This is a genomic window from Paenibacillus macquariensis (assembly GCF_900156375.1).
Lineage (GTDB): Bacteria > Bacillota > Bacilli > Paenibacillales > Paenibacillaceae > Paenibacillus_AQ > Paenibacillus_AQ macquariensis.
Genome location: NZ_FTNK01000003.1, coordinates 375679 through 398447, shown reverse-complemented (window position 1 = coordinate 398447; position 22769 = coordinate 375679). Strand labels below are relative to the sequence as shown.

Annotated in this window: 22 protein-coding genes; 10 read left to right on the top strand and 12 right to left on the bottom strand. The window is 39.6% G+C overall.

Annotated features, from left to right (window positions below; translation table 11 throughout):
* The first annotated feature begins 9 nt into the window (after positions 1-9).
* A complete protein-coding gene (gene queF / locus BW961_RS07755; protein ID WP_068583056.1) occupies positions 10-507 on the top strand; it encodes a preQ(1) synthase in 498 nt (165 codons plus the stop codon).
* Between the two features lie 71 nt (positions 508-578).
* Here queF and BW961_RS07750 read toward each other — a convergent pair whose 3' ends face one another.
* Positions 579-1412, bottom strand: a complete 834-nt coding sequence (locus BW961_RS07750; protein ID WP_068583052.1) for an EcsC family protein — start codon at positions 1410-1412, stop codon at positions 579-581.
* Between the two features lie 43 nt (positions 1413-1455).
* The gene (locus tag BW961_RS07745) at positions 1456-3363 is read right to left on the bottom strand and encodes a sensor histidine kinase (protein WP_068583049.1); all 1908 of its coding nucleotides are present in this window, start codon (positions 3361-3363) and stop codon (positions 1456-1458) included.
* 188 nt (positions 3364-3551) lie between these two features.
* On the opposite strand from BW961_RS07745, the gene BW961_RS07740 reads away from it, so the two are divergent.
* Both BW961_RS07740 and BW961_RS07735 read left to right on the top strand, forming a co-directional pair.
* Positions 3552-4481, top strand: a complete 930-nt coding sequence (locus tag BW961_RS07740) for a hypothetical protein (RefSeq protein ID WP_068583047.1) — start codon at positions 3552-3554, stop codon at positions 4479-4481.
* A gap of 70 nt (positions 4482-4551) precedes the next feature.
* The gene (locus BW961_RS07735) at positions 4552-4791 is read left to right on the top strand and encodes an NHLP leader peptide family RiPP precursor (protein ID WP_068583044.1); all 240 of its coding nucleotides are present in this window, start codon (positions 4552-4554) and stop codon (positions 4789-4791) included.
* Positions 4792-4899: 108 nt separating this feature from the next.
* On the opposite strand, the gene moaA is transcribed toward BW961_RS07735, so the two are convergent.
* The 3 genes from moaA to BW961_RS07720 all read right to left on the bottom strand — a co-directional run bounded on the left by moaA (position 4900) and on the right by BW961_RS07720 (position 8111).
* Positions 4900-5904 (bottom strand): GTP 3',8-cyclase MoaA, encoded by a 1005-nt coding sequence (moaA, locus tag BW961_RS07730; protein WP_068583042.1) that lies wholly within the window; start codon positions 5902-5904, stop codon positions 4900-4902.
* 190 nt (positions 5905-6094) lie between these two features.
* Positions 6095-6646 carry a glutathione peroxidase gene (locus BW961_RS07725; RefSeq protein WP_068583040.1) on the bottom strand — a complete coding sequence of 184 codons (552 nt, stop codon included), beginning with the start codon at positions 6644-6646 and terminating at the stop codon, positions 6095-6097.
* Between the two features lie 94 nt (positions 6647-6740).
* Entirely contained in the window at positions 6741-8111 is a 1371-nt protein-coding gene (locus tag BW961_RS07720; RefSeq protein ID WP_068583036.1) for an N-acyl-D-glucosamine 2-epimerase, read from the bottom strand.
* Between the two features lie 270 nt (positions 8112-8381).
* Here BW961_RS07720 and BW961_RS07715 point away from each other — a divergent pair, with 270 nt between their 5' ends.
* The 3 genes from BW961_RS07715 (at position 8382) to yhbH (ending at position 11730) form a co-directional block, all read left to right on the top strand.
* Entirely contained in the window at positions 8382-9080 is a 699-nt protein-coding gene (locus tag BW961_RS07715; RefSeq protein WP_068583034.1) for a hypothetical protein, read from the top strand.
* Positions 9081-9154: 74 nt separating this feature from the next.
* Entirely contained in the window at positions 9155-10399 is a 1245-nt protein-coding gene (locus BW961_RS07710; RefSeq protein ID WP_068583031.1) for a polysaccharide deacetylase family protein, read from the top strand.
* Between the two features lie 170 nt (positions 10400-10569).
* Positions 10570-11730 carry a sporulation protein YhbH gene (yhbH, locus tag BW961_RS07705; protein WP_068583030.1) on the top strand — a complete coding sequence of 387 codons (1161 nt, stop codon included), beginning with the start codon at positions 10570-10572 and terminating at the stop codon, positions 11728-11730.
* A gap of 140 nt (positions 11731-11870) precedes the next feature.
* Here yhbH and BW961_RS07700 read toward each other — a convergent pair whose 3' ends face one another.
* The 3 genes from BW961_RS07700 to BW961_RS07690 form a co-directional block, all read right to left on the bottom strand.
* Positions 11871-12221: a hypothetical protein gene (locus BW961_RS07700; RefSeq protein WP_068583472.1), complete on the bottom strand. Its 351-nt coding sequence runs from the start codon at positions 12219-12221 to the stop codon at positions 11871-11873.
* Positions 12222-12321: 100 nt separating this feature from the next.
* Positions 12322-12828, bottom strand: a complete 507-nt coding sequence (locus BW961_RS07695) for a CYTH domain-containing protein (protein WP_068583027.1) — start codon at positions 12826-12828, stop codon at positions 12322-12324.
* Positions 12829-12831: 3 nt separating this feature from the next.
* On the bottom strand, positions 12832-13794 hold the full coding sequence (locus BW961_RS07690; RefSeq protein ID WP_068583025.1) for a 3'-5' exoribonuclease YhaM family protein: 963 nt from the start codon (positions 13792-13794) through the stop codon (positions 12832-12834).
* A gap of 201 nt (positions 13795-13995) precedes the next feature.
* Here BW961_RS07690 and BW961_RS07685 point away from each other — a divergent pair, with 201 nt between their 5' ends.
* On the top strand, positions 13996-15432 hold the full coding sequence (locus tag BW961_RS07685; RefSeq protein WP_068583024.1) for a SpoVR family protein: 1437 nt from the start codon (positions 13996-13998) through the stop codon (positions 15430-15432).
* 185 nt (positions 15433-15617) lie between these two features.
* Here BW961_RS07685 and BW961_RS07680 read toward each other — a convergent pair whose 3' ends face one another.
* A complete protein-coding gene (locus tag BW961_RS07680; RefSeq protein WP_068583022.1) occupies positions 15618-17513 on the bottom strand; it encodes a PrkA family serine protein kinase in 1896 nt (631 codons plus the stop codon).
* Positions 17514-17907: 394 nt separating this feature from the next.
* Between BW961_RS07680 and BW961_RS07675 the strand changes: the two genes are divergently transcribed.
* Positions 17908-18672 (top strand): DUF2161 domain-containing phosphodiesterase, encoded by a 765-nt coding sequence (locus tag BW961_RS07675; RefSeq protein ID WP_068583019.1) that lies wholly within the window; start codon positions 17908-17910, stop codon positions 18670-18672.
* Here the strand turns inward: BW961_RS07675 and BW961_RS07670 are convergent.
* Complete coding sequence (locus BW961_RS07670) at positions 18669-19829, bottom strand: aminotransferase-like domain-containing protein (RefSeq protein WP_082867397.1); 1161 nt, start codon at positions 19827-19829, stop codon at positions 18669-18671. The two genes, BW961_RS07675 and BW961_RS07670, sit on opposite strands and share 4 nt — an antisense overlap.
* A gap of 37 nt (positions 19830-19866) precedes the next feature.
* Positions 19867-20523: a response regulator transcription factor gene (locus BW961_RS07665; protein ID WP_068583016.1), complete on the bottom strand. Its 657-nt coding sequence runs from the start codon at positions 20521-20523 to the stop codon at positions 19867-19869.
* Positions 20524-20688: 165 nt separating this feature from the next.
* On the opposite strand from BW961_RS07665, the gene BW961_RS07660 reads away from it, so the two are divergent.
* A complete protein-coding gene (locus BW961_RS07660) occupies positions 20689-21096 on the top strand; it encodes a hypothetical protein (RefSeq protein WP_394327606.1) in 408 nt (135 codons plus the stop codon).
* Positions 21093-22160 (top strand): phosphodiester glycosidase family protein, encoded by a 1068-nt coding sequence (locus BW961_RS07655; RefSeq protein ID WP_068583011.1) that lies wholly within the window; start codon positions 21093-21095, stop codon positions 22158-22160. Before BW961_RS07660 ends, BW961_RS07655 begins: the two co-directional genes overlap by 4 nt.
* A gap of 286 nt (positions 22161-22446) precedes the next feature.
* Here BW961_RS07655 and BW961_RS07650 read toward each other — a convergent pair whose 3' ends face one another.
* Positions 22447-22698, bottom strand: coding sequence for an AbrB/MazE/SpoVT family DNA-binding domain-containing protein (locus BW961_RS07650; protein WP_068583008.1), 252 nt, complete (start codon positions 22696-22698; stop codon positions 22447-22449).
* Positions 22699-22769: the final 71 nt, after the last annotated feature.

The following is a 22769-nucleotide window of genomic DNA, read 5'->3' as shown; positions in this document are numbered from 1 at the left end:
AGTATCATCATGCCTGGAAGACAACCTACTGAAATGGAAGACCTTACGCTACTAGGAAACCAAGGAACGAAATACCTTGTGGAATACGATCCATCCATTCTTGAAAGTTTTGATAACAAACATGCTTACCGCGATTATTTCGTCAAATTTAACTGCCCTGAATTCACAAGTCTTTGTCCTATCACTGGCCAACCTGATTTTGCCACAATCTATATTAGTTACATGCCAGATATTCGTATGGTAGAGAGTAAATCACTAAAGTTATACTTATTCAGCTTCCGTAATCATGGAGATTTCCACGAAGATTGCATGAACGTTATTATGAATGATCTCATTAAACTGATGGATCCCAAATACATTGAAGTCTGGGGTAAATTCACTCCACGCGGAGGAATCTCCATCGACCCATACTGTAATTATGGACGTCCAGACACAAAGTATGAAGAAATGGCACATCATCGCCTGATGAATCACGATATGTATCCCGAAACAATAGACAACAGATAATAGTAAATAAACGGGGGGATGTCCCTAACCATTTCATCAATGATTATTGGGCCATCCCCCCCAATATTTTTTTATATTTGTTTCAGGTCCTCGATCTTCCTTAGAATTCTTCGTTTCTTATACAACATTTTACCTGCCTCAGATACATCTTCAATCGTTGCCTTATTACTTATAGATCCGAAGACAATACCAGCAATCGGTACAAGTTGGAACAATTTCTTCCACCCGAAGCTATCCATGTAAGTCGTAACAACTTCTTGCCATCCTTTTAATTGAGAGAATACTTGTCCCTCGCGTTCTACATCATCAAATTGCGCTAATTCCTCAAGAATCGCCTTTTTCCCTACGACATCCGCAGAAGAGAACTGAAGGCACTTAACAATAAATATCCGTTCATGCTTGTCCGTAGGATCAAAACCATAACACAACGCTAGCTCTTGCAATACTTTGAGCGAAAGACCCAGAACAAGGGGAATATCCGCAGCGATGGTAAACACCCCACCAACACCTGTTGTCGCTCCTTGAGCAGCTGCAAATTTAACACGTCCGGATATCAAGTCATCTGCAACATGATCCAACAAAGCCAATGGTAAATTACCCACATCTTGAAGCGTCAGAGTCCCCTCTGCGGTATGATTAGTGCTAGTCTGTGATGCTTTTTCCAAACGTTTCATCATCGTTTTGTGGTGTACCAAATACTGCCCACCCGTCTGAATAAAACTTCCGATCTCATTGATCACTAATCCTAACTTTTCACGTATCGCTTTTGGTGTTATTTTATCTAAAAGTATAAATGGAATCCGTCCAATTTTCTCCCATATAAATACCTTCTTCTGTGTCTTCTCCCACTTTACAATGTTACGAAGTTCCTCCTGTAGCTGTTCCGATGTCTCTTGATCAACCAATGTTGCTAATCCCCCTTTACAAAATTACATCAATTAGGACTCTTCATTCATCATGATACGCAGCAGGAAAACGAATGATGGCCTCCGTTCCGACGCCCTTTTCGCTATTAAATATCACGTTCCCTTCCATTGCTTCAATGATGCGGAAAGTCACCATGAGTCCGAGTCCTGTACCTTTAGTCTTCTTTGAATAGTAAGGTTCCCCTAATCTCCTAATCTCTTCAGGATCCATTCCCTCTCCGTTATCACGGATATGAACGACAACCTGTCCCTCTTCTTGATAAGCCCAAATGCGAATATGCCCTTCTTGAACCAAAGCTTCTATACTATTCTTAATCATATTAATGAGTGCTTGTTTAAATTTCGAAGAATTACCATGAATCATCAGACCAGGGGGGATATTTGTATATACAGTCCCACCTTCAAAATTAGCTAACGGCAACAAAATCCCTTCTACATGCTTGAATTCCTCAGATATATCAAGTAATGTAATCTGTTCTAGTCCAGGTTTAGCAAATGTTAAAAAGTCGGTAATGATATTCGATGCTCTATCCAACTCCTCAAGGGCAAGTTGTAAATATCCCTTTTCTTTCTCTTGTGACTTCTCCTCTAATAATTGTAGAAACCCCCTTGTAACTTGTAGTGGATTTCTAACTTCATGAGCTACTGAAGCTGCTAACTCACTGATAATATCCATCTTCTCAGATCGTTGTAATTCATTATTAAAACGTTCGAGTTCCTTAGAATATTCAACAACTCGACGATGATTTAAGGCAAATTTCCTCCCAAGTAATACGATTAAGGCAATTACGAACCCTATCACTCCCCATTTCCATAGAAATATTTCATAATTGCCATGTTGTGAGTAGAACCATATGAATTCTGCTATAACTACCGATGAGAATATGGCAAATCCAGTAGCCATAATTATGGCATCTTTATTACCTTTGATTGCATAATAAGCAGCATGAACTAACAGGATAAACCCCTGGATAATAATCAATATACCTAAGATCGTTACCGAAACAACATAATAGACACTATATAGTGAGTTATTAAGAAGTATATTAATAACCATCACTGCAAGACAAAGAAGAGAGTACATCATTTGAAATTTACGGAACTTACTGATAAACCCACGATACCCGTTCCCAATCATAGTCTCAAAGATATAGGTCAACCCAGGAAAGAAAGTTAATAATGCGATATCAAATAATGTCGTATATACCTCCCCATATTCTCCATAATGAGTATATAAATAGGGCGAGTACGTTATGATTAATGTTCCAATCGATAGTAATACGATAGCCAGAGATAACCAATCTGACATCTGCTCTCTTCTCAAGAAAAATGTACAAATCAACATGACTACAGCAATAAATATGATTGAACTCCCGAAGATGATATCTATTAAGTTATCCTTGACGAACATGTTAAGTAGAGTGTGATAGTTCCCCACTATTATCTGCTCAGCCATCCCCATTCTGCCTCTCTCCGAATGCACTCTCATAACCAATTCTTTACCTGCATCCTGAGGTTTAACTGGCAGTAATATTCTATTCGCATCATACGTATGAGACCTATTATCCTCATAAATCTTCTCATTGTCTAAAAATATGGATATATCTTTCGCATAGATCTTATCGATGAGTATAGCTGAATCGGTGCTGTCTATAGGTGGTAATCTGAATTTAAGCCACACGGTGTCGGATTGATGATCAGTATCCTCTATCATTTGATTGGAGTCACACCAAGTCCACGTACCTAAAGGAGGAATCCCACTTATGTTCTTTGTTACCTCACCATGACTCTGATCCCACATAAATTGCCACCTTGTAATCTCGGTGGAATGATTTCTTTCCTCTATTGTATTAGATGCAAATACAATGTTAGTGGAAGCCATGAGGATTACGAAGAGTACGACAATCATTGTTCTAACCTTTCGATTCATAAACACACCTCAAAGAGTTACAATATAAGTTTACTTTCATAACTAAAATTCGACAAACTTCGTTACTTCCCTGCACTAAGAGTCATTAACTCCAAAAATAAATAAACACATACTTTAAAATTTTACAAATTATTGAATGCTTACATATGGGTATATATGTTAATATAATCAAAAAAAGGTGTGATTCCATGCAATGGTATAAAGACTTTGAGAACGAAATAGCACAAGTCTTTATTGAGTCACAACGAATAATAGCTACATTTCCACCGCCACTTAACCATAAAGGACTCTCCTACTTAAGTGCATTTGATGCCCACCAAGAAGAAAGCTCAAAGAATTATATTTGCTACCTCTTACCTTTCTGGTTGAAGGAATTGATTCCGCTAAAAGAAGAGGATTATGTCAAATTATCTGTAGGCAATGTATTTGCTATGTTATATTTCTTTATTCAAGATGACATCATGGATAGTAAATCTACGTTAGATCGAGATCAAATACCACTTGCCAATTTACTTCATATGCAGTTCCTCGAAATTTACAGATCATATTTCCCTTCCAATTCTTTATTCTGGGCTCACTTTAACCAATACATCATCGAATGGGCAGTCAGTGTATCCAATGAACATCAACAGGATTACTTTCAAACTAATTTAATCATGACGGCCCGTAAGGCCAGTCCTCTCAAACTCTCAAGCACAGGTGCTTTAGTCCTATCAGGTCAGTCTGACCTAATACCTATATTATCGGACTTTATCGATCATGTCCTCATTACATTACAAATGGCCGATGACTGGATTGATTGGCAGGATGACTGGGAGGATGGCAGTTATAACGGGTTATTATCTATGATTCAAGCAGAGAATGGTAGAGAAGGAGATCTCAGCTTAGACCACATTAAGAACGCTATTTTCATCCGAGGAGTTATGAAGCGTTATGCGGAGATTGCGAGTGCAAATCATACATATATTCAACAGTTAACTTTGAGCATTCCATACCTTGCCTCATTTCATGAAACACTTGTTGAGCACTTAATTAAAGATGCAAACCTTATCGAAGAAGATAAATTATTGCAAGAAAAAGGGGGACTCTATTATTGGTTGTCGAATAATACGATGTAATGATAGATTCACATAATAATACATGTTATTCTTAATAAGTAAATAATAACCATTTGAAAGGGTGATTCTATTGACGCATCAGGCTCTCCTTCAAACGCAAATCATTAATAAAGCATGGGAAGATCCAAGCTTCAAAGCACAACTCTTGGCTGATCCTAAAAAAGCTATCAAAGAAGCACTCGGGGTCATCATTCCCGAACACATTAAGCTCCAAATGGTAGAAGAAACAACCGATGTATTTTATTTAGTTCTCCCTTCTAACCCATCTGAGAATAACCCCAAAAACAATATAAGTAAGATAACCTGGTAGTTAGACCAATTATTAACTGCTTCAGTAATGACTACTAAAGAGGTTGGGACCAAGACAATAGCCGTCTTCGTCCCAACCCCTTTTCGCATTCCAAATCATTGTTTAGAATTAGCCACCGATACGTGACATTTCAATCTTAGTTCCGTCTTTAATATTCTTACCTCGATCTATAGAATATCGATCATTACGGTTATACCATATATCAACGAGATACGATGTAATCTCTTCATCAGAAACACCTGAGCGAAGTAATGGAAGTAATTCATACCCTTTTGTTGCAAATAGGCATGTATATAGTGTCCCCTCAGAGGACAATCTCGCTCTTGTACACGTAGAACAGAATGCATCACTTACGGATGAGATGATGCCAATCTCTCCTTTTCCATCAATAAAACGGAAGCGTGAAGCAACTTCTCCAGAATAATTAGGCTCTATCGGTTCTAATGGCCACTCTGAATGAATCCGTTCTAACATCTCTTTCTTACTCACCACTTGATTCCAATTCCAACCGTTTGTATTTCCAACATCCATATACTCAATCAAGCGCAGAATATGCCCTCGATCTCGGAAGTAACTTACCATAGGTAGAATGGATTCAACGTTCATACCTTTTTGTACTACCATGTTCACTTTGACCTTAAGCCCAGCTTCTGCGGCTGCCTCAATTCCATTTAGAACAGGTTGAACATGAGAACGACCACCATTCATATGCATAAAAATATGATCATCTAATGCATCCAAACTTACTGCCACTCTCATTAACCCGGAATTCTTCAATAATTGAGCATGTTTAGCCAAAAGACTACCATTGGTTGTAAGGGCAACATCCTCAATTTGTGAAATTTGAGACACTCGTTCAATAATTTCAGGCAAATCTTTACGAAGTAGTGGTTCTCCACCCGTAATACGTATTTTCTGTACACCAAGAGCCGTAAATAATTGAGCTAAGCGTATAATCTCGTCAACACTCATCATTTGTTCTTTGGGTAGAAAAGCATACTTACTATCAAATATCTCTTCTGGCATACAATATCTGCATCGAAAATTACAACGATCTGTTATTGAAATCCTTAAGTCTCTTAGGCTGCGATTGTATTGATCTTGTGTCTGCATGTCATCACTCCATTAAAGTCTTCTTCAATAGATCCAGCCTATCTATTTACATTATAAACGATTAATAGAGTAGTAAGGTCATCATGCTTCAATAAAATCTACACAAAAGAACAATCTCATTATTTCTATTCTGACAGAAAAAAATCCCAGAAGCTGTATATAAGCATCTGGAACTTCTTTGTTCTATATTTTATTTGTTCAATTCAGCTTCAATGGCAGGCTCTAAATCTAATGGATCGACAGGTGCCTCAAACCGACTAACCACTTCACCATCTCTATTAATCAAGAATTTGGTGAAATTCCATTTAATATCGTTACCTATTAATAACTCTGGAAGTCTATCATTCAACATGGCATTCAACATTTTGGCTGAAGAATTATTCAAAACAAATCCTTCAAATGGTGCCTGTTCAGTTAAATATGAGAATAATGGCGTCTTCTCTTCCCCACGTACATTCACTTTCTCAAACAATGGGAACGTAACGCCATAATTTAATTGACAGAAGGTATGTATTTCATCATTACTACCGGATTCTTGCTCAGCGAATTGGTTACATGGGAAGCCTAATACCACCAACCCTTGTTCCTGATATTTCTCATATAACTTCTGAATATCTGAGTATTGTGGAGTAAATCCGCATCCACTTGCCGTATTGACAATTAACACTACTTTCCCCTTGAATTGTTCAAGGCTCGTCTCGACCCCACGAATATTGTTAGCTGTAAATGAATAAATACTCATTATCTCATTCTCCTCTGTCGAACCCTTATGTTTCGTAGAAAGAATCTATCATTTCGAAAACTCAATGTCAAACCCAACTATCATTTCGGTATCACTATAAGCTTCTATGAAGAGAATACTGAACTCTTATTCTCATCCCTTGTGGTACTTCATTTGCTTTATTTCCTTTAAAATACCATAGTGAAGGCGTATCTTTCATACCCCTAACTTCAACATCAAAAGAAACTGTAGGCAAATGATTCTTCCGTGCCCATACACGATTCCCATCGAATTCAAGTCTCATATCCGTCACTATTTCTACCTCCGTCGTAGCTTCATTAGACCATGGATGAATGATAATAGTCACATTCGACTTAGGATCAATTCTTTTATTGAAAGATATCAGCAACTCCTCTTCTCCTGTACGTATGGCATACAATGGAATCGGCGGTTCCGCTGACATATAACCTCCCAAATGATATTCATATGCGCTCCACGTGTCATACCCCAAATCAAACACGGTATTCTGAAATTGGTTCAACCATCCTCTACTCCGAACCATTCCTGATAACGAGCCAATATCCGTCTGAATACCTAAGGGGAGGTTAGGGTATGCCGCTCTAATCTGTGCTGTAAAAACTTCATAACCCTTAACATAATCGGGTGTCAACAACCTTTGCACCCAGTCTGGCCAATGCGTTTGTAGGAAGTGAATATCTGGCTTCACAAGCCCTATCATAGATACCGCATCAACCCCTTGCCATTCCTTTACTTTCTCTAGCGCATTTGGTGCGTTCACAGAAAGAGACCAAGTGGCCACTAGAATATCTGGACGAACGGACCTTACGCCATCAACTCCATTGATCATCTCATCAACAAATTCATTTACCGCCCTTACTCGCAATGATATCCATTGTCTATATATTTCAAGAGTGTTCAGATAATAATTAGACGCTTGCTCATTTGTGAAATCTGGTATTTCCATACCACACTCATCATGGAAAGCTTCACTTGCGAAGTGCCCTACATCCCCATATATCCCTCTACGTATACCATCCCATTCAGGAAAATAAGGTTCTGCAATTTCAATTCCATCAAAAGGGTTCTCTTGCACCAGTTGAGATAATGCTGCTTTCTTCCAACCTATATAATCCGGAGCAAAAAGAGACAATCTCTCGAATCCATCCTTAGGATCTTTCAGCATACCCATACGCCAATCTTGCCAATGAATTGGTAAATGACGTGTATCGAATGTACCGTTCCCAATAACCATAGCCCATACTGAAATTCCGCGCTTATGAAAAGCATCAATTAAATCGCTTGCCACATTGTACTCATTCACAACAAAATAATGGACGATAAGATAACCCGCATTTTTAATTTCATCGGCTATACTCTCCGCTGTACGATTTAAGTAATAGGGAAACAAAGGATCAATCTGAATACTAGGTCCTTGCAATGTAGATTTTGTCGAATTCCCATTCATATTCTTATCAGCTCCTACATTACTGATCGTCGTTAGATGATCTTATTTTCTTGTGTAAAACCTTAGGGCACTAGTCTTGTAGTTATAATTACCTATAAAAATAACGAAAGACCAAGACCCTGGGCACGGGCTTTTTATGTCGAAATAATACTAAAATTATTCGACATAAATACCGATATTATATAGTAGGATTTTTTCAATTATCATCTATAGTTATCATTTTTATACGGATAACTAAATCATGAATCGATTTAAAGGGAGTTGTATTTTGTGGCCGATAACACTAATTCCACTACTAAAACCAGGGGATGGTTTAAAAATGTTCTAAGCGCTCGTACCGAGTCAGAAAGTAATCATATGATCATGCAAGAGAATGTTGAAATCGAACCTGTAGAGACAAGTAACGATTCTTCGAAACTCGACTATGAATTACTAAAACAGGATAAAACAGCTTTCGATTTAGTGGTTGCGGTTGAGAATTTATTAAATGACCGCCAATTGTTCCAATTTAAAAGTAAAGATACCGAAGATCAATTATTCAATGCAAATGAAAGTATTAATCGTCTTAAGATTGAGTTAAGTAAGAGGGATCATTTGATTCTTGAGAAGGAGAATGAATTCAGCCATCTTGAGGATAAATTGACCAGTAAACAAATGAGCTATGATCAACTCCTTGAGGATTATAAAGACTTTCAGAGCTCCTCCAATAGCGGAATCGAGAATTTGAAATATCAGCTTGAAAAAGAAAGAAATAAATATGTCCAGCTAAGCGAAGAGTTTACCAAACATCAATACGATAGTATGCAAAAGACTCAAGAACTAGAAGAGAAACTAAGAGATTCAGAAGCAGAGAACTTAAACATCTCAAGCCAACATCAAAAGATTCTGGAAGAAAAAGCTCAGCTATTACAGTCCGTCACAGATTTTACGACACGCATGTCTTTTTCATTCGCACCTCCAACTGAATGATAATCTTTGCTCACTTCTGAAAGGAGGGAAACCCTATCCACTCTTACACTGAGAAATGGCTGGAGCTTCTATCTGTGGATAAAGAAACCAACACCTATACCATTCATGTCAATTTTGCCTTCAAAGAAACTGTACTGCTTCAATGGGAACTTGATACTTATACGGCAGATCATATTATAGCTATTACCGATGTAACACAGCGGGTCAAATACAGACTATCTTTACAGTGTTTTTTCAATGCAACCCATAATCACCACTATAGCTACTTAACGAAATATGATCGTGGCGTTAGCGAAAAGATTATGTTTCCATGTTCTGAGTCCTATTCAACAAAGATCTCAACCTTGAGGGAAATTCAAAATCTGGATGCATGGAGTCTCGTATCCTTATATGCACCTCACCCCCTTGTTGAGGTAGGTCATCCGGAGCCCGTTGAGCCAAATCGAATTCCTTCTTTGAACTCAAGAAAATTGAAACCTGTATTATCCCGATTACTCGTATCCACCGTTATTATTGCGCTGTTATCCTTTCTCTACATTCCAGAGTATTCATATATAAGTGAGAAAGTATTTGCTAATGTCTTCACAGGATCTCCTAATGTACCAACGCGAGCTACACAAGCATCTGAGGAGAATCCTGAGAAATATGAATCCATTCCCACTGCTCCATTAGAGGAAAGAATCCTACCTGACGTAATAACGCCTTCGGAGGTTATCGAACCACCTACAACACCATCTAAGGTCACTTTGGTCAAGGAGGTCAGTTTCAATGTACCCTCTGGATCCGTCGCCTTAACCTTTGATGATGGTCCTTCCATTTACACGAAGGAAATCGTTAATACTCTGAATACATATAAGGTCGGGGGAACATTTTTTTTCGTTGGAACCCAAGTTCGTAAATTCCCTGAAGCTGTAAAGTACGTAGATGCTAACGGATATTCTATAGGAAATCATTCTTTGACTCATGCTAATATGTCTCAATTATCTGCTACCGATCAGCAATACGAACTACAACAAACCAATCAATTAATTCGGAATATCACATCCAACCCTGTTCTTCTGTTCAGACCTCCTTATGGTTCGCGAAATGACAATCTCAATTCACTTGTCGCAAACAACAACATGAGGATGGTATTGTGGAATAATGATCCTGAGGATTGGAATACACGTGATTCGCAGAAAATACTTCATTACATCATGAATAGTAAGTCAACTGGATCCATTATTCTCTTACATGAATCCAAAGAAACATTAAAAGCCCTCCCTTTAATTATTCAATTTCTACAAAAACAACAACTTGAAATTTCAAGTTTAATCTAAATTCATTTATTTCTACTAATCGTTTCGTTACATATCGTAAGACTGCTGATTGATAACAGCAGTCTTTTTGTTTATTCACACTTGTCTATCACATAACCCCTCACCCCGTGAATATACTTACTTAATAACAGACCACACTGTGCCGTATAAACCATTGGGAGGTGTCTACTATGTCATCGTCACCCCAGCCTTATTCGTTCATTGTTTCTCGCGAAGACTGGTCTCTTCACCGAAAAGGATACCAAGATCAAGTCCGCCATCAACAAAAAATACGTGATGTGATTAAGCAGAACTTACCAGACCTCATCACCGAAGAAAATATCATCATGTCTGATGGAAAACAGATTATAAAAGTGCCCATTCGAAGTCTGGACGAATATAGATTTGTTTATAATTTCCAGAAGCAGAAACATGTTGGGCAGGGCGATGGGGATAGCCAAGTTGGAGATGTTCTTGGTCGGGAACCCGCACAGAAACCGGGCAAAGGTGATAAGGCAGGCGATCAACCAGGCCAAGATACTGTAGATGCAGAAATCAGTATCGAAGAGTTAGAGAACATGCTTTTTGAAGAGTTGGAACTCCCCCACTTACAATCGAAAGACAAAGAACAGATCGAGACGCACAAGATCATCTTCAATGACGTTCGTAAAAAAGGGATGATGTCCAACCTAGATAAGAAAAGAACCATCCTAGAGAACTTACGTAGAAATGCTTCTGCTGGTAACCCAGGTATTCACGGCATCAATCCTGATGACCTAAGATACAAGACTTGGGATGACGTTGTGGTGCCCGATTCCAATGCTGTTATTATTGCAATGATGGATACTTCAGGCTCCATGGGTTCATTCGAGAAATATTGCGCACGTAGCTTCTTCTTCTGGATGAATCGTTTCTTACGCAAACAATACGAGAACGTTGATATTGTATTTATTGCCCATCATACCGAGGCTAAAGAAGTAACCGAGAATGAGTTCTTTACACGTGGGGAAAGTGGTGGCACCATCTGCTCATCTGCCTATCAGAAGGCACTTGAGATTATTGATCAACGTTATCCCCCTGCCAAATTCAATATTTATCCTTTCCACTTCTCCGATGGTGACAATTTAACATCAGACAATGAGCGTTGCGTGAAGCTGATTGGAGAATTACTCAAGGTCAGTAACATGTTCGGCTATGGAGAGATCAATCAATACAACCGGAGCAGCACCCTGATGTCTGCCTACCGCAACATTAAAATAGATCAATTCATGTATTACGTTATCAAAGAAAAAGGTGAAGTATATCAAGCACTGAAGACCTTTTTTCATAAGCGTGAAGGTGTACAGAGTTAAGTTGTATGGGTATCATTTCGCATTATGATACATGAACCAGGAAAAAAAACGCCCTTGCTACCTCCTCAATTTGGAAGGTAGCAAGGGCGTTTTTTCCACTCATACACGATCATTTAATTCCGTTCCAAGATACAAGAGCATCATGAACTTCGATTCACTTGAAGCAATGAGATCTTCTTAATCGTTATCGTATCTCTCACGGTTTCTTCTGAAATGACATTCAGCTTGATTAGACTAGCAATTTTGGTCGGATCGGCTTTTGAAATCAACTTCCACACACTCGGATCAGGTAAGGCATCATATAGTTTGTTATCGTCATATTCTTTTCTATCTTGAGACACAATCTTCACATGATAATGACCTGTCTGAAGTTCTGTTAGTTCTTCTTCAGAACAGTGGCTGATGATTTCATTGCGTAGATCGCCTAATTCCTGCTCTATTTCTTTTTGCTTCTTCTTTAGTTGAAAATAACGTTTCACTTTCGTCTCCATCATTTCACGCCTCTCCCTTTTTTAAATAGATATGCTGAGAGAGTCGCTTTTATACGAAGGTGACCTTGCGAGAAATCTTAAATATTAATCTAATTCATTATTACTCGGAGAATTGTTCTTGAAGATCCTTCCATACCTTTTTGTTACTATAATGTTTCTCTGCGCTTATATCTTTACCGAACCAATGTGGTGCTACGAAGGCATTCGCTTCCTCAAGGGAATCAAATTCGACCTCAACCACGATCAGCTCGACTTGGTCATAATAATCAATTTCAATAACCGTATCTTCCCATACTGCCGTAATTCGGTTCTTCGTTAAAGGAATGGCGTCAAATGCTTGCACAATTTGATCATATATCTCCTCTGAAATTGAATATTCAATTTCCTCGCGACTAAGTCCATTACCTTTCTTGAATGTATGGGTAAACGTCATTTCATTCGTATCTAAATCAATGATCCTCCGAACTCTCAATTCCTGATTACTATCCATGGCAAGGTACGTCTGTTCAATACGATGTTCCGTACGGAATTGTAGCTTGCCTTCTTCCTCTGCTGATAATACTGGCATTTCAGGTAAAAGAAACTTACGTTCAATTTCTAGAGGCATATATTATAGCTCCTTCTTCATGCGATAAATCGCTTTATTCTCTAATCCGCGGATGAATGGCGTCCATTCCTCTGTCTCTGGCGTCGTATCGAGCGCATCCTCAACCATCTGTAACTTCGCATCCATGGCATCAATGAAATGAAGAGCTACAGCCTCTGCCATTTGCGGTTGAACAGGACTACCCCACTCGCCCAAGTTATGATGAGATAGGACCATATGTTGTAAACAGATCACTTTTTCAGAATGAAGATCAATATCACATCTTATCGCAGCTTCCGTAATCCAATTCGATGCCATAGAAATATGCCCTAGGAGTTTACCTTGAACACTATATTCTTTAACGATTCCAAGCTCGGCTGTAAGTTCTTCCGTCTTAGCGATGTCATGAAGGATAATCCCTGCCTTAATAAGATCCGCATTTAAGAAAGGTCTCTGTTTGCAGATAAATTCACCAAGCTCCAACATGCGAACCATATGATAAGACAAGCCCGCGTAAAAAGCATGATGGTGCATTTTAGCAGCTGGATAATGCAGTAGCTTATCTTCTACTTTCGTAACACAGAAGTTAACGATCGTACGCATCTCTTCATCTTGAATACTGTCTAATGTCTGCTTAATGGTATACAACAGATCTATTGGTTTAACTGGCGCAGCACGAATAAAGTCTGTTATGTTCACACCATCTTCGTCTGTCACTTTACGCATCTTCGAAATCTTGACTTGTAGCCGTTCACGATAAGTATGTGCGATACCTTGCACCTTCACAAGATCCATAGGGAAAAATGTTTCCTTATCTGTTGCGCTTGCATCCCAGAACTTCGCTGAAAGTTGACCACTTGCATCCCCAAGGACAATATCAAAGTAATCCTTAGGTGGTGTCCCATTCGTCTGTTTCACTTCCAGCTCTTTCAATATATAAAAGCCAGTAAATTCATCTTGATTCGTTAACTTATTAATTAAAGTCATGTGTTTACCTCCAACATGAAATGAAAAACATTGTTTTTTTTATTTTGTTAATTCTACGCTTATCTTTATCATACAACATAACCCTAACATTAGGATACGCTAAGGAGATGAACGATCAATGTCGAATATCTCCGCACCTACTCACATATACATCATATGAACCTAAATTTTCTCCTTACAGAAAGGGGGAAGCTCATTAGCATGCATCAGGATGAAATAACCGCACTAGAGCGTTCCATAGCAGAAATTACCGAGATTGCCACGGGCTTCGGATTGGACTTTTACCCTATGCGATACGAAATATGTCCTGCGGACATTATCTACACCTTCGGAGCCTACGGTATGCCCATCCGATTCTCGCACTGGTCCTTCGGGAAGACTTTCCACAAAATGAAGACGCAGTATGATTTCGGGTTATCGAAAATTTATGAACTTGTTATCAATTCTAATCCCTGCTACGCTTTCTTGCTTGATGGAAATTCATTAATCCAGAACAAATTGATTGTGGCACACGTCCTTGCTCACTGCGACTTTTTTAAGAACAATGCCCGTTTCAGCAAAACAAATCCAAGCATGGTGGAGAGTATGTCCGCCACAGCAGAGCGAATCAGCCAGTACGAGATCAAGTATGGTCATAAACAAATCGAAGAATTCCTTGATGCGGTACTGGCGATCCAAGAACATGTCGATCCTGACCTCGTTAGTCCCTATCGTCGGAACCGATACGACCGCAATGGCGATGGAATAACTGACTCCGGCCATGAGAAATCAGACGCACCAGTCACAGGGTTCGAGGATTTATGGGCGTTAGATGGAGACAACAAGAATAATAATCGTAACATCAATCAACCTAAGAAGTTCCCTCCACATCCAGAGAAAGATCTCATTTGGTTCATCCAAGAATTCTCTCCTAATTTAGAACCTTGGCAACGTGACATCCTAACGATGCTAAGAGATGAGATGCTCTACTTTTGGCCGCAAATGGAGACTAAGATTATGAATGAGGGTTGGGCCAGCTATTGGCATCAACGCATCTTACGAGAGTTGGACCTTACTTCTGAAGAGACCATCGAATATGCCAAGCTTAACTCGGGGGTCGTACAGCCTTCAAAGAATAGCTTAAACCCATATTATCTTGGACTCAAAATATTTGAGGATATCGAGAAACGTTGGGATACTCCTACGGGTAATGATTCACTTATCACAGGATCTAAACCTGGATCAGGGAGGGCCAAAATATTTGAAGTGCGAGAATTAGACTCGGATACCTCTTTCATTCGTAATTATATGACGAAAAAGCTCGCGGATGACTTGGACTTATATGTTTTTGAGAAAAAAGGTCCCGAGTGGACCATAACCGATAAATCTTGGGAGAATATTCGGGATCAACTCGTCTACTCTCGCGTAAATGGCGGTTTCCCTTACTTGGTTGTGCAAGATGGTAACTATGATGATAATGGTGAGTTATTTTTAAAGCACATGTATGAAGGAACCGAGCTAGATCTCAAATATGTGGAGCGTACATTGCCTTACGTTCATAGGTTATGGGGTAGAACCATACATTTAGAAACGACGATGGAGAACAAAACGGTACTATTTACATTTGACGGAAAAAAGACCGCTAGAAAATTCATCTAATCTAGCAGCCAACAACGACGAAGATACTACTCATGGATACATAACAAAGGACACGCATATCTGTGTGTCCTTTGTTATGCGTCCATTTATTAGTTCAACTATTACAAATAAAAATAACCTTAGGTCCCCCACATTATGGAGTCGCCAGGTTATTTTTATATTCATCACTTTTCCATGACTATAGCTTAACGATTCAGTAAGCTTCCTACATATTTCAACAGCTCATTTGCACAGATTGGGCAGTATCCAATGTCTTCGATAAGACGTTTACTTACCTCATTAATGCGTTTCAGCTGATTCCCATCTGGTGTCTTCGTGGAAGTCGTGATCTTCACGATATCTTTCAGATCAACAAATAGCTTCTTCTCTATCGCTTCACGAAGTCGGTCATGATGATTGTATTCGAATTTCTTACCTTTTCTTGAATAGGCAGATATACGGATGAGAATTTCTTCACGGAACGCTTTCTTCGCATTCTCCGATACCCCGATCTGTTCTTCTATGGAACGCATCAGTCTTTCATCCGGATCCATTTCCTCATCCGTAAGCGGATCACGAATCTTGGACCAATTACAGAAAGCTTCTATGTTATCGAGATAATTCTCAAATAATGTTCTAGCTGATTCTTCAAAAGAATATACAAATGCCTTCTGAATTTCCTTCTTAGCAAGTTCATCATACTCTTTACGTGCGATAGCTACGAAATTAAGATACCGCTCACGTTCTTCTTTCGAAATGGACGCATGTTGATCCAACCCATCCTTGATAGCCCTTAGTACGTCGAGTGCATTGATACATTGGAGATCCTGCTTAATGAGCGCACTAGAAATTCGGTTAATGACATACCGTGGATCTACACCAGACATACCTTCATCTAGATATTCATTCTGCATTTCCTTCAGATCTGCCTCTTTATAACCCTCAACTTCCTCACCATCGTACATACGCATTTTCTTGACGAGGTCCATCCCTTGTTTCTTAGTCTCTTTAAGTCGAGTAAGAATCGAGAAGATGGCCGCGGCTTTGAGTGCATGTGGTGCAATATGAACATGCTTCATATCACTTTGCCCAATTAATTTGGCATAGATTTTCTCTTCCTCAGATACCTTCAAGTTGTATGGAATTGGCATGACGATCATACGTGATTGTAATGCTTCATTCTTCTTATTAGAGATAAAAGATTTATACTCGGTTTCATTCGTGTGGGCAATGATGAGTTCATCTGCTGAAATCAGCGCAAACCTTCCCGCTTTGAAATTCCCCTCCTGCGTCAAAGACAGTAGGTTCCATAGAAATTTCTCATCACATTTCAGCATTTCCTGAAATTCCATCAAACCACGATTCGCCTTATTTAATTCCCCATCAAAGCGATATGCGCGTGGATCCGATTCTGATCCAAATTCCGTAATCGTAGAGAAATCTATACTTCCTGTAAGGTCAGCAATATCTTGTGATTTCGGGTCCGACGGACTGAATGTTCCAATCCCTACACGTCCCTCTTCAGATATCAGCACCCGCTTCACATTCACTTTTTCAATATCTCCACCATATTCCGTCTTCAATCTCATTTGGCAAGAAGGACACAAGCTCCCTTCAATTCGAACACCCAGTTCTTTCTCCACTTCTGGACGCAGATCCATTGGAATTAAATGCAATGGTTCTTCATGCATCGGGCACCCATCAATCGCATATACCGCCCCTTTATCTGTCTTGGAGAATCTCTCCATTCCACGTTTCAACAGGGTTACGATCGTTGATTTCCCTCCACTAACAGGACCCATAAGCAGTAGTATCCGCTTACGAACATCCAGACGTCTTGCTGAGGAGTGAAAGTACTCTTCTACAAGCTTCTCAACAGAACGGTCCAATCCAAAGATATCCTGTTCAAAAAATTTATACCTCTTATGTCCATTGACCACTTCTGAGCCATATGAATCGATCATTTCGTACACACGAGCATGAGCAGTCATGGCGGGTGTGGGATCTTTTCGAAGTAATTCAATGTAGTCTTTAAATATGCCATTCCACTCCAACTGATTGCTCTCTGCACGATAAGCTGCTACGCGTTCGAAAATATCCATGATTGGTACCTCCTATGCTTATGTTTGGAACTGGCATCACCAAGTAAAAACAGTCTCGTCGTCCTTTTAGGGAGCATATGCTTTTCTTTGAAGCGTCACTTCGTATCGCTTTTAGGCTTATGATTCCGATGCAGGCGTTACTTCGTATCACTTTTAGCTTATGCTTCCGATGCGAGCGATACTTCGTATCGCTATTAGCTTATGCTTTCGATGCAAGCGATACTTCGTATCGCTATTAGGTCAACCCCTTATCGAATGAAAAAGTGTACTACATACCTATGCAAGAAAGTGGGTTTAGTTGACCTATTTTTATCAATATAGAGATTGTCTTTTTAGAAATGCTATAATTGATAACGAACAGCGCGTGGTTAAAGTCAATGAAGGAGATATCTACATGGCCATTCAACACGAAACCGAACTATATGAACCTTTAAAACATTTTTTTGAAGAACAAGGATATGTCATTAAGGGAGAAGTACGCCATTGTGACCTAGTAGGCATACAAGAGGAACACACTGAACCTTTAATTGTGGAAATGAAAAAGACGTTCAATCTCTCGCTGTTACTGCAAGGGATGGAACGCCTCAAAATGAGCTCAAACGTATATTTAGCAGTTGAACGTAGCCGCGCTAAACGAGGGGCTGTAAACCAACGTTGGGGCGAATTGTCAGCTCTTTGCCGACGGTTAGGCCTCGGGTTAATCACAATTACCTTTTACAAGACCAAGCGACCTTTTGTTGAGATCCTCACTCTGCCTACTGACACTTTGAAACCTCAGCCAAAGAATAAACGTCGTCAATCAAGGTTAGTGAATGAATTTCGTGAACGTAGTGGCGATTATAATATAGGTGGAAGCAATCGTGCGAAGCTGGTAACAGCTTACAAGGAAAAAGCACTTCGTATCGCCCTACCCCTTCACCATGCTGAATCTAGCGGCGTATCTCCAGCATCGCTACGCAACATAACCGGTATAGGAAATGCATCTTCCATACTACAGCATAATTATTATGGCTGGTTTGAGCGCGTATCTCGTGGCCGTTATATCCTTACCCCTGTAGGAGTTGCTGCCATAGAGCAGCATCGCAACGTCCTAGAGACGTCATCTTCGCTTCAGTTATTAGCCACCATCGAGGAATACCAAACAGGACAATCCGACTAACTCCTAGCTGTAAATTCACTTACAGCTTCCCCTATTAAATGCATACCTTGTATTAATTCATCTCTCCGGGGTTGGGTGAAATTAAGACGAATTCTGTCAGAACCTTCGCCCTTGTCCACACAACATAACCCTCCTGGACAGAAATCCACCCCTTTGCGAATGGAACATTTCAATAGAGCTTCGCTACGCAGACCTTCTGGCAGCTTGATCCATATAAACATTCCTCCTGAAGGAAGTTCATACCTAGCATCTCGCCATACAGGTTTCTTCAACATATTCTTCATTAGTTCCAGACGGATGTTATACTCATGTCTCACTAGAGCAATATGATTACGCCAATCAAAAGTCGTGGATACCAGTAATTGATACAACAGCCGTTGGTTCAAGGCATTTGATTGACAGTCTGCCATGGGCATCCCAGCACTCATCAATTCAATCAACTTACGATTTCCAACTACCCATCCCGTTCTGAGTTCAGGTGCCACCGTTTTATTGAATGATCCTAAATATAGCACTTGTCCACCCACTTCATGACCATCTAGTGTAAATAATGATGGATACCGCTTGCTAAATGACAACGGATCAGTGGCTTCGTCAAAATAAAGATCTCCATACGTATCATCTTCTACGATCAGAACGTGATGTCTCCGACATAGGTCAAGTACTTGTGCTCTTCGCTCAATACTCCAAATAACCCCTGTAGGATTCGTGAAATTAGGAGTAACAAATAGGAATTTCGGAGTTGTAGTCTTAATGGATTCTTCTAATGTATGAAGGAGTACCCCTTGTGCATCCCCATCAATTGGAATAATGGTTGCCCCTCGCATCCGTAATAGCTCCAGAATACTCGGTGACGTAGGATTCTCAACAAGCACAGTATCTCCCTGATCTACATAAACACGTGTTAGCCATTCCATCCCCTGCTCAGTTCCCGTTGTTAACAGAATCTGATTAACATCTACTTCTATTCCCTTATGTTGTTGCCACTCGGACTGAAGCCATGCTCGAAGTGGCATGTATCCTTGTGAATTCTCATTCTGAACCGCCAGGATATCGTCTGAGAGGTGTGTTGTATGTTCAGCTATTAACGGGAATAAATCTTGATCTGGGAGCTCCTCTGCTAGTGTTATCGATGAACCTTGCAAAGAATACGTCATAGACCGCCCTCCTCTATATGGCTACAAGCTAATATAATTATATGTATAAAGGGCGAATCGGAGACGAATATACGGCAAACTTTTCGATGGCTTGAGCTCGTGTGCTAACGCCCAACTTCACATATATTCTTTGTAAATAATTATCTATAGATCTTCGACTGAGTTCAATTTCTGTTGCTATTTTATCATATGTAATTCCTCGAACGACCCGCTGCATGATAAGTATTTCTGTCTCCGATAGCTGGAAGAAATCATGTGTATTCCGTGGGGAAGTCACCGGCCAAATCCCATTCTTCAACCATTCTAATGGAATAAAGGTATATCCTTCACGAAGACCCTCTATGAGAAGAAGCAATTGTGTTGGAGAAGCCTGTTGCGATAATATCCCGCTTGCTCCGAGATTAAGTAATGATTGGGCTCTGAGGAGCACTTCTTCATCCGATACAATAACAACATGGCTTTCTGGAGATTGCGACTTGATTTGCCCCAATACACCTTCCAATTTCCCTTGTGACCATAAATAATCAAGTAGAACTAAGTCCGGTTGCGTTTCTTTAACCATATGTATTCCTTCAGCAATACCTACTGCCATTCCTGTCACATTTAGATAAGCTTGTTCTTCTAGAATTAACTTCGTTCCTAACATACTCGTGGGCTGACCACCCAAGATAACGACGCGCCAAACTAACGACATGTATACGATCCTCCCAGTCATTGTAGACAGAATAACGAAATTGTATCTTACTAATTACAATAATCGGCATTTAATATCGATAATTGTGTGAATTTTTGTTTTTTTGCGAAATTGATAATGTAATGATAGAATGGGAACTTGTCAAAAATAATAGATTAAGATGAGGTGATGACTATGCCTACGTCAACGGATACTAACTATGAACGTTCCAAAACCAAACGTGGACCTTCTGTCAAAGCTTTCCTGCTACTATGGATAGTGCTAATTGGCAGCGGAATAACAGCCGCGTATATATATAGTAACGAGCTTAAACAGGACATGCTCCAACAACTACAAAAGGAAAACCAACAGCAGATGACTCTATTAAAAACGGAATACGAACTGAATCTCACAGAACTATCCGCTCAAGTCGAGGAACTGAATAGCAAGGTGCAATCATTTAATGAATTACTTACATTCACTAAGGATAATGCGACAACCAAAACCGATAACAGTAACAAATTGTACACACAACTAAGTGAGGTCAAGAAACAACTTGACACGCTACAGAAAAAAATGGACCTTCTCAAATGAGATTGCAAGTCAAACAGATCAATCGTTTTTTTCTACTAGCAACAGCACCTTTTATCGGGGTTTTATTCTGTCTCATATTCATCCATCCGTCAGTGAAATTAAATATGAATTCGAGTTCCTACCTACCTAGTGGTTCTATTCATGATACATCGAAAGACATTGTGCTCCAACTGAATGATGCAGAGGAAATTGTAAACAGTACCCTTTCAACGATACGTCATACATCAGAGTTATATCAAAAAACACTCGATACGACTAATAACATCGTAAAGATAACTATATCACAAGCACTTCAGCCTGAGTACATCTACAATAAGCGAATTACCTCTAAGCTTGGCACACCGTATCAAAAGGTAACGAGTGAACGTATCACGCTTGAACTCTTTAAAGTTAACCCAGGCGTCTATCAAGGTCACGCTATGAAGGTGAAACTTAAAGATCCCAAGGCTATGAAAATGAGTCTCGGTAGTGACGTTATCGGAGGGTCTGAGACGACTGCTGCTGCTGTACAACGTTATGGTGCTATTGCTGGCATCAATGCTGGAGGATTTGCTGATGGAAAAGGCAAACGTTATCCTCTAAGTACAACGATCATGAATGGACAATATCTGACGGGATTTGAATCGAGCTTTAAAGATCTCTTCTTTGTAGGCTTAGATAAATCAGGCAAACTTATTGGAGGCAAATTTCACAATAAGGAAGATCTCGATTATCTGAATCCTTCGTTTGGGGCAACCTTTGTACCCGTATTACTTCACAATGGTCAGAAAGTACCTATTCCAGTCCAATGGCAAACTTCGCCCACTCGAGCACCACGTACAGTTATAGGTAACTATAAAGATGACCAACTGTTGGTTATCGTTATTGATGGATATAATGAGAGTGGAGGATCAGGTGCGACTTTACTAGAACTTCAAGATAGATTACTTCAGCTAGGTGTACGTGACGCCTACAATCTAGATGGTGGTGGTTCGTCTTCCCTAATCTTTAACGGAAGAGTCATAAATAAGCCTTCAGATGGAAGTCTTCGTCCAGTACCCACTAATTTTTTGTTTTTTAAATAAAAATTAAATGGTATAATAAGTATAGCGAGGTAGTTTTACAGGAGGTGGCATGGTGTCTTTTTCATTAACTTTTTGGATTGTTGCATTGGTTCTAGCTCTATTCATGATCGGCATCCTCACATCATCTTACAATGATGATAAAACAAAAGGTCTCTAGGTTAAATCGCTATGCTGGCTTCCTCACGCTGAGGAAGCCTATTTTATTTGTTCATTCTATCTACATGAAGTAGAAAAAAAATCAAAAAAAAAAGCACCACGTTAAATCGCGATGCCCCTATTACATGCATTAGGCCCGAAGTAAATCCGACATCTCTGACTGACACTGTGCACAAATAAGACGTTCTTTGAATTCATTCACTTCTTCTACCGAACCACAGAACACACATTTGGGACGATATCTTTCCAAAATAATATGATCTCCCTGGACCAAAATCTCTACCGGGTCCCCTTCATTCATCTGATATCTTTTTCTCAATGATTTGGGTAAGACAATTCTCCCCAACTGATCCACCTTACGAACCACACCAGCAGGCTTCATAATGGTACTACACTCCCCTATCAAAAAATATACTAGTCCCACTACATCTAAAAATGGGTCTATCTTAATAG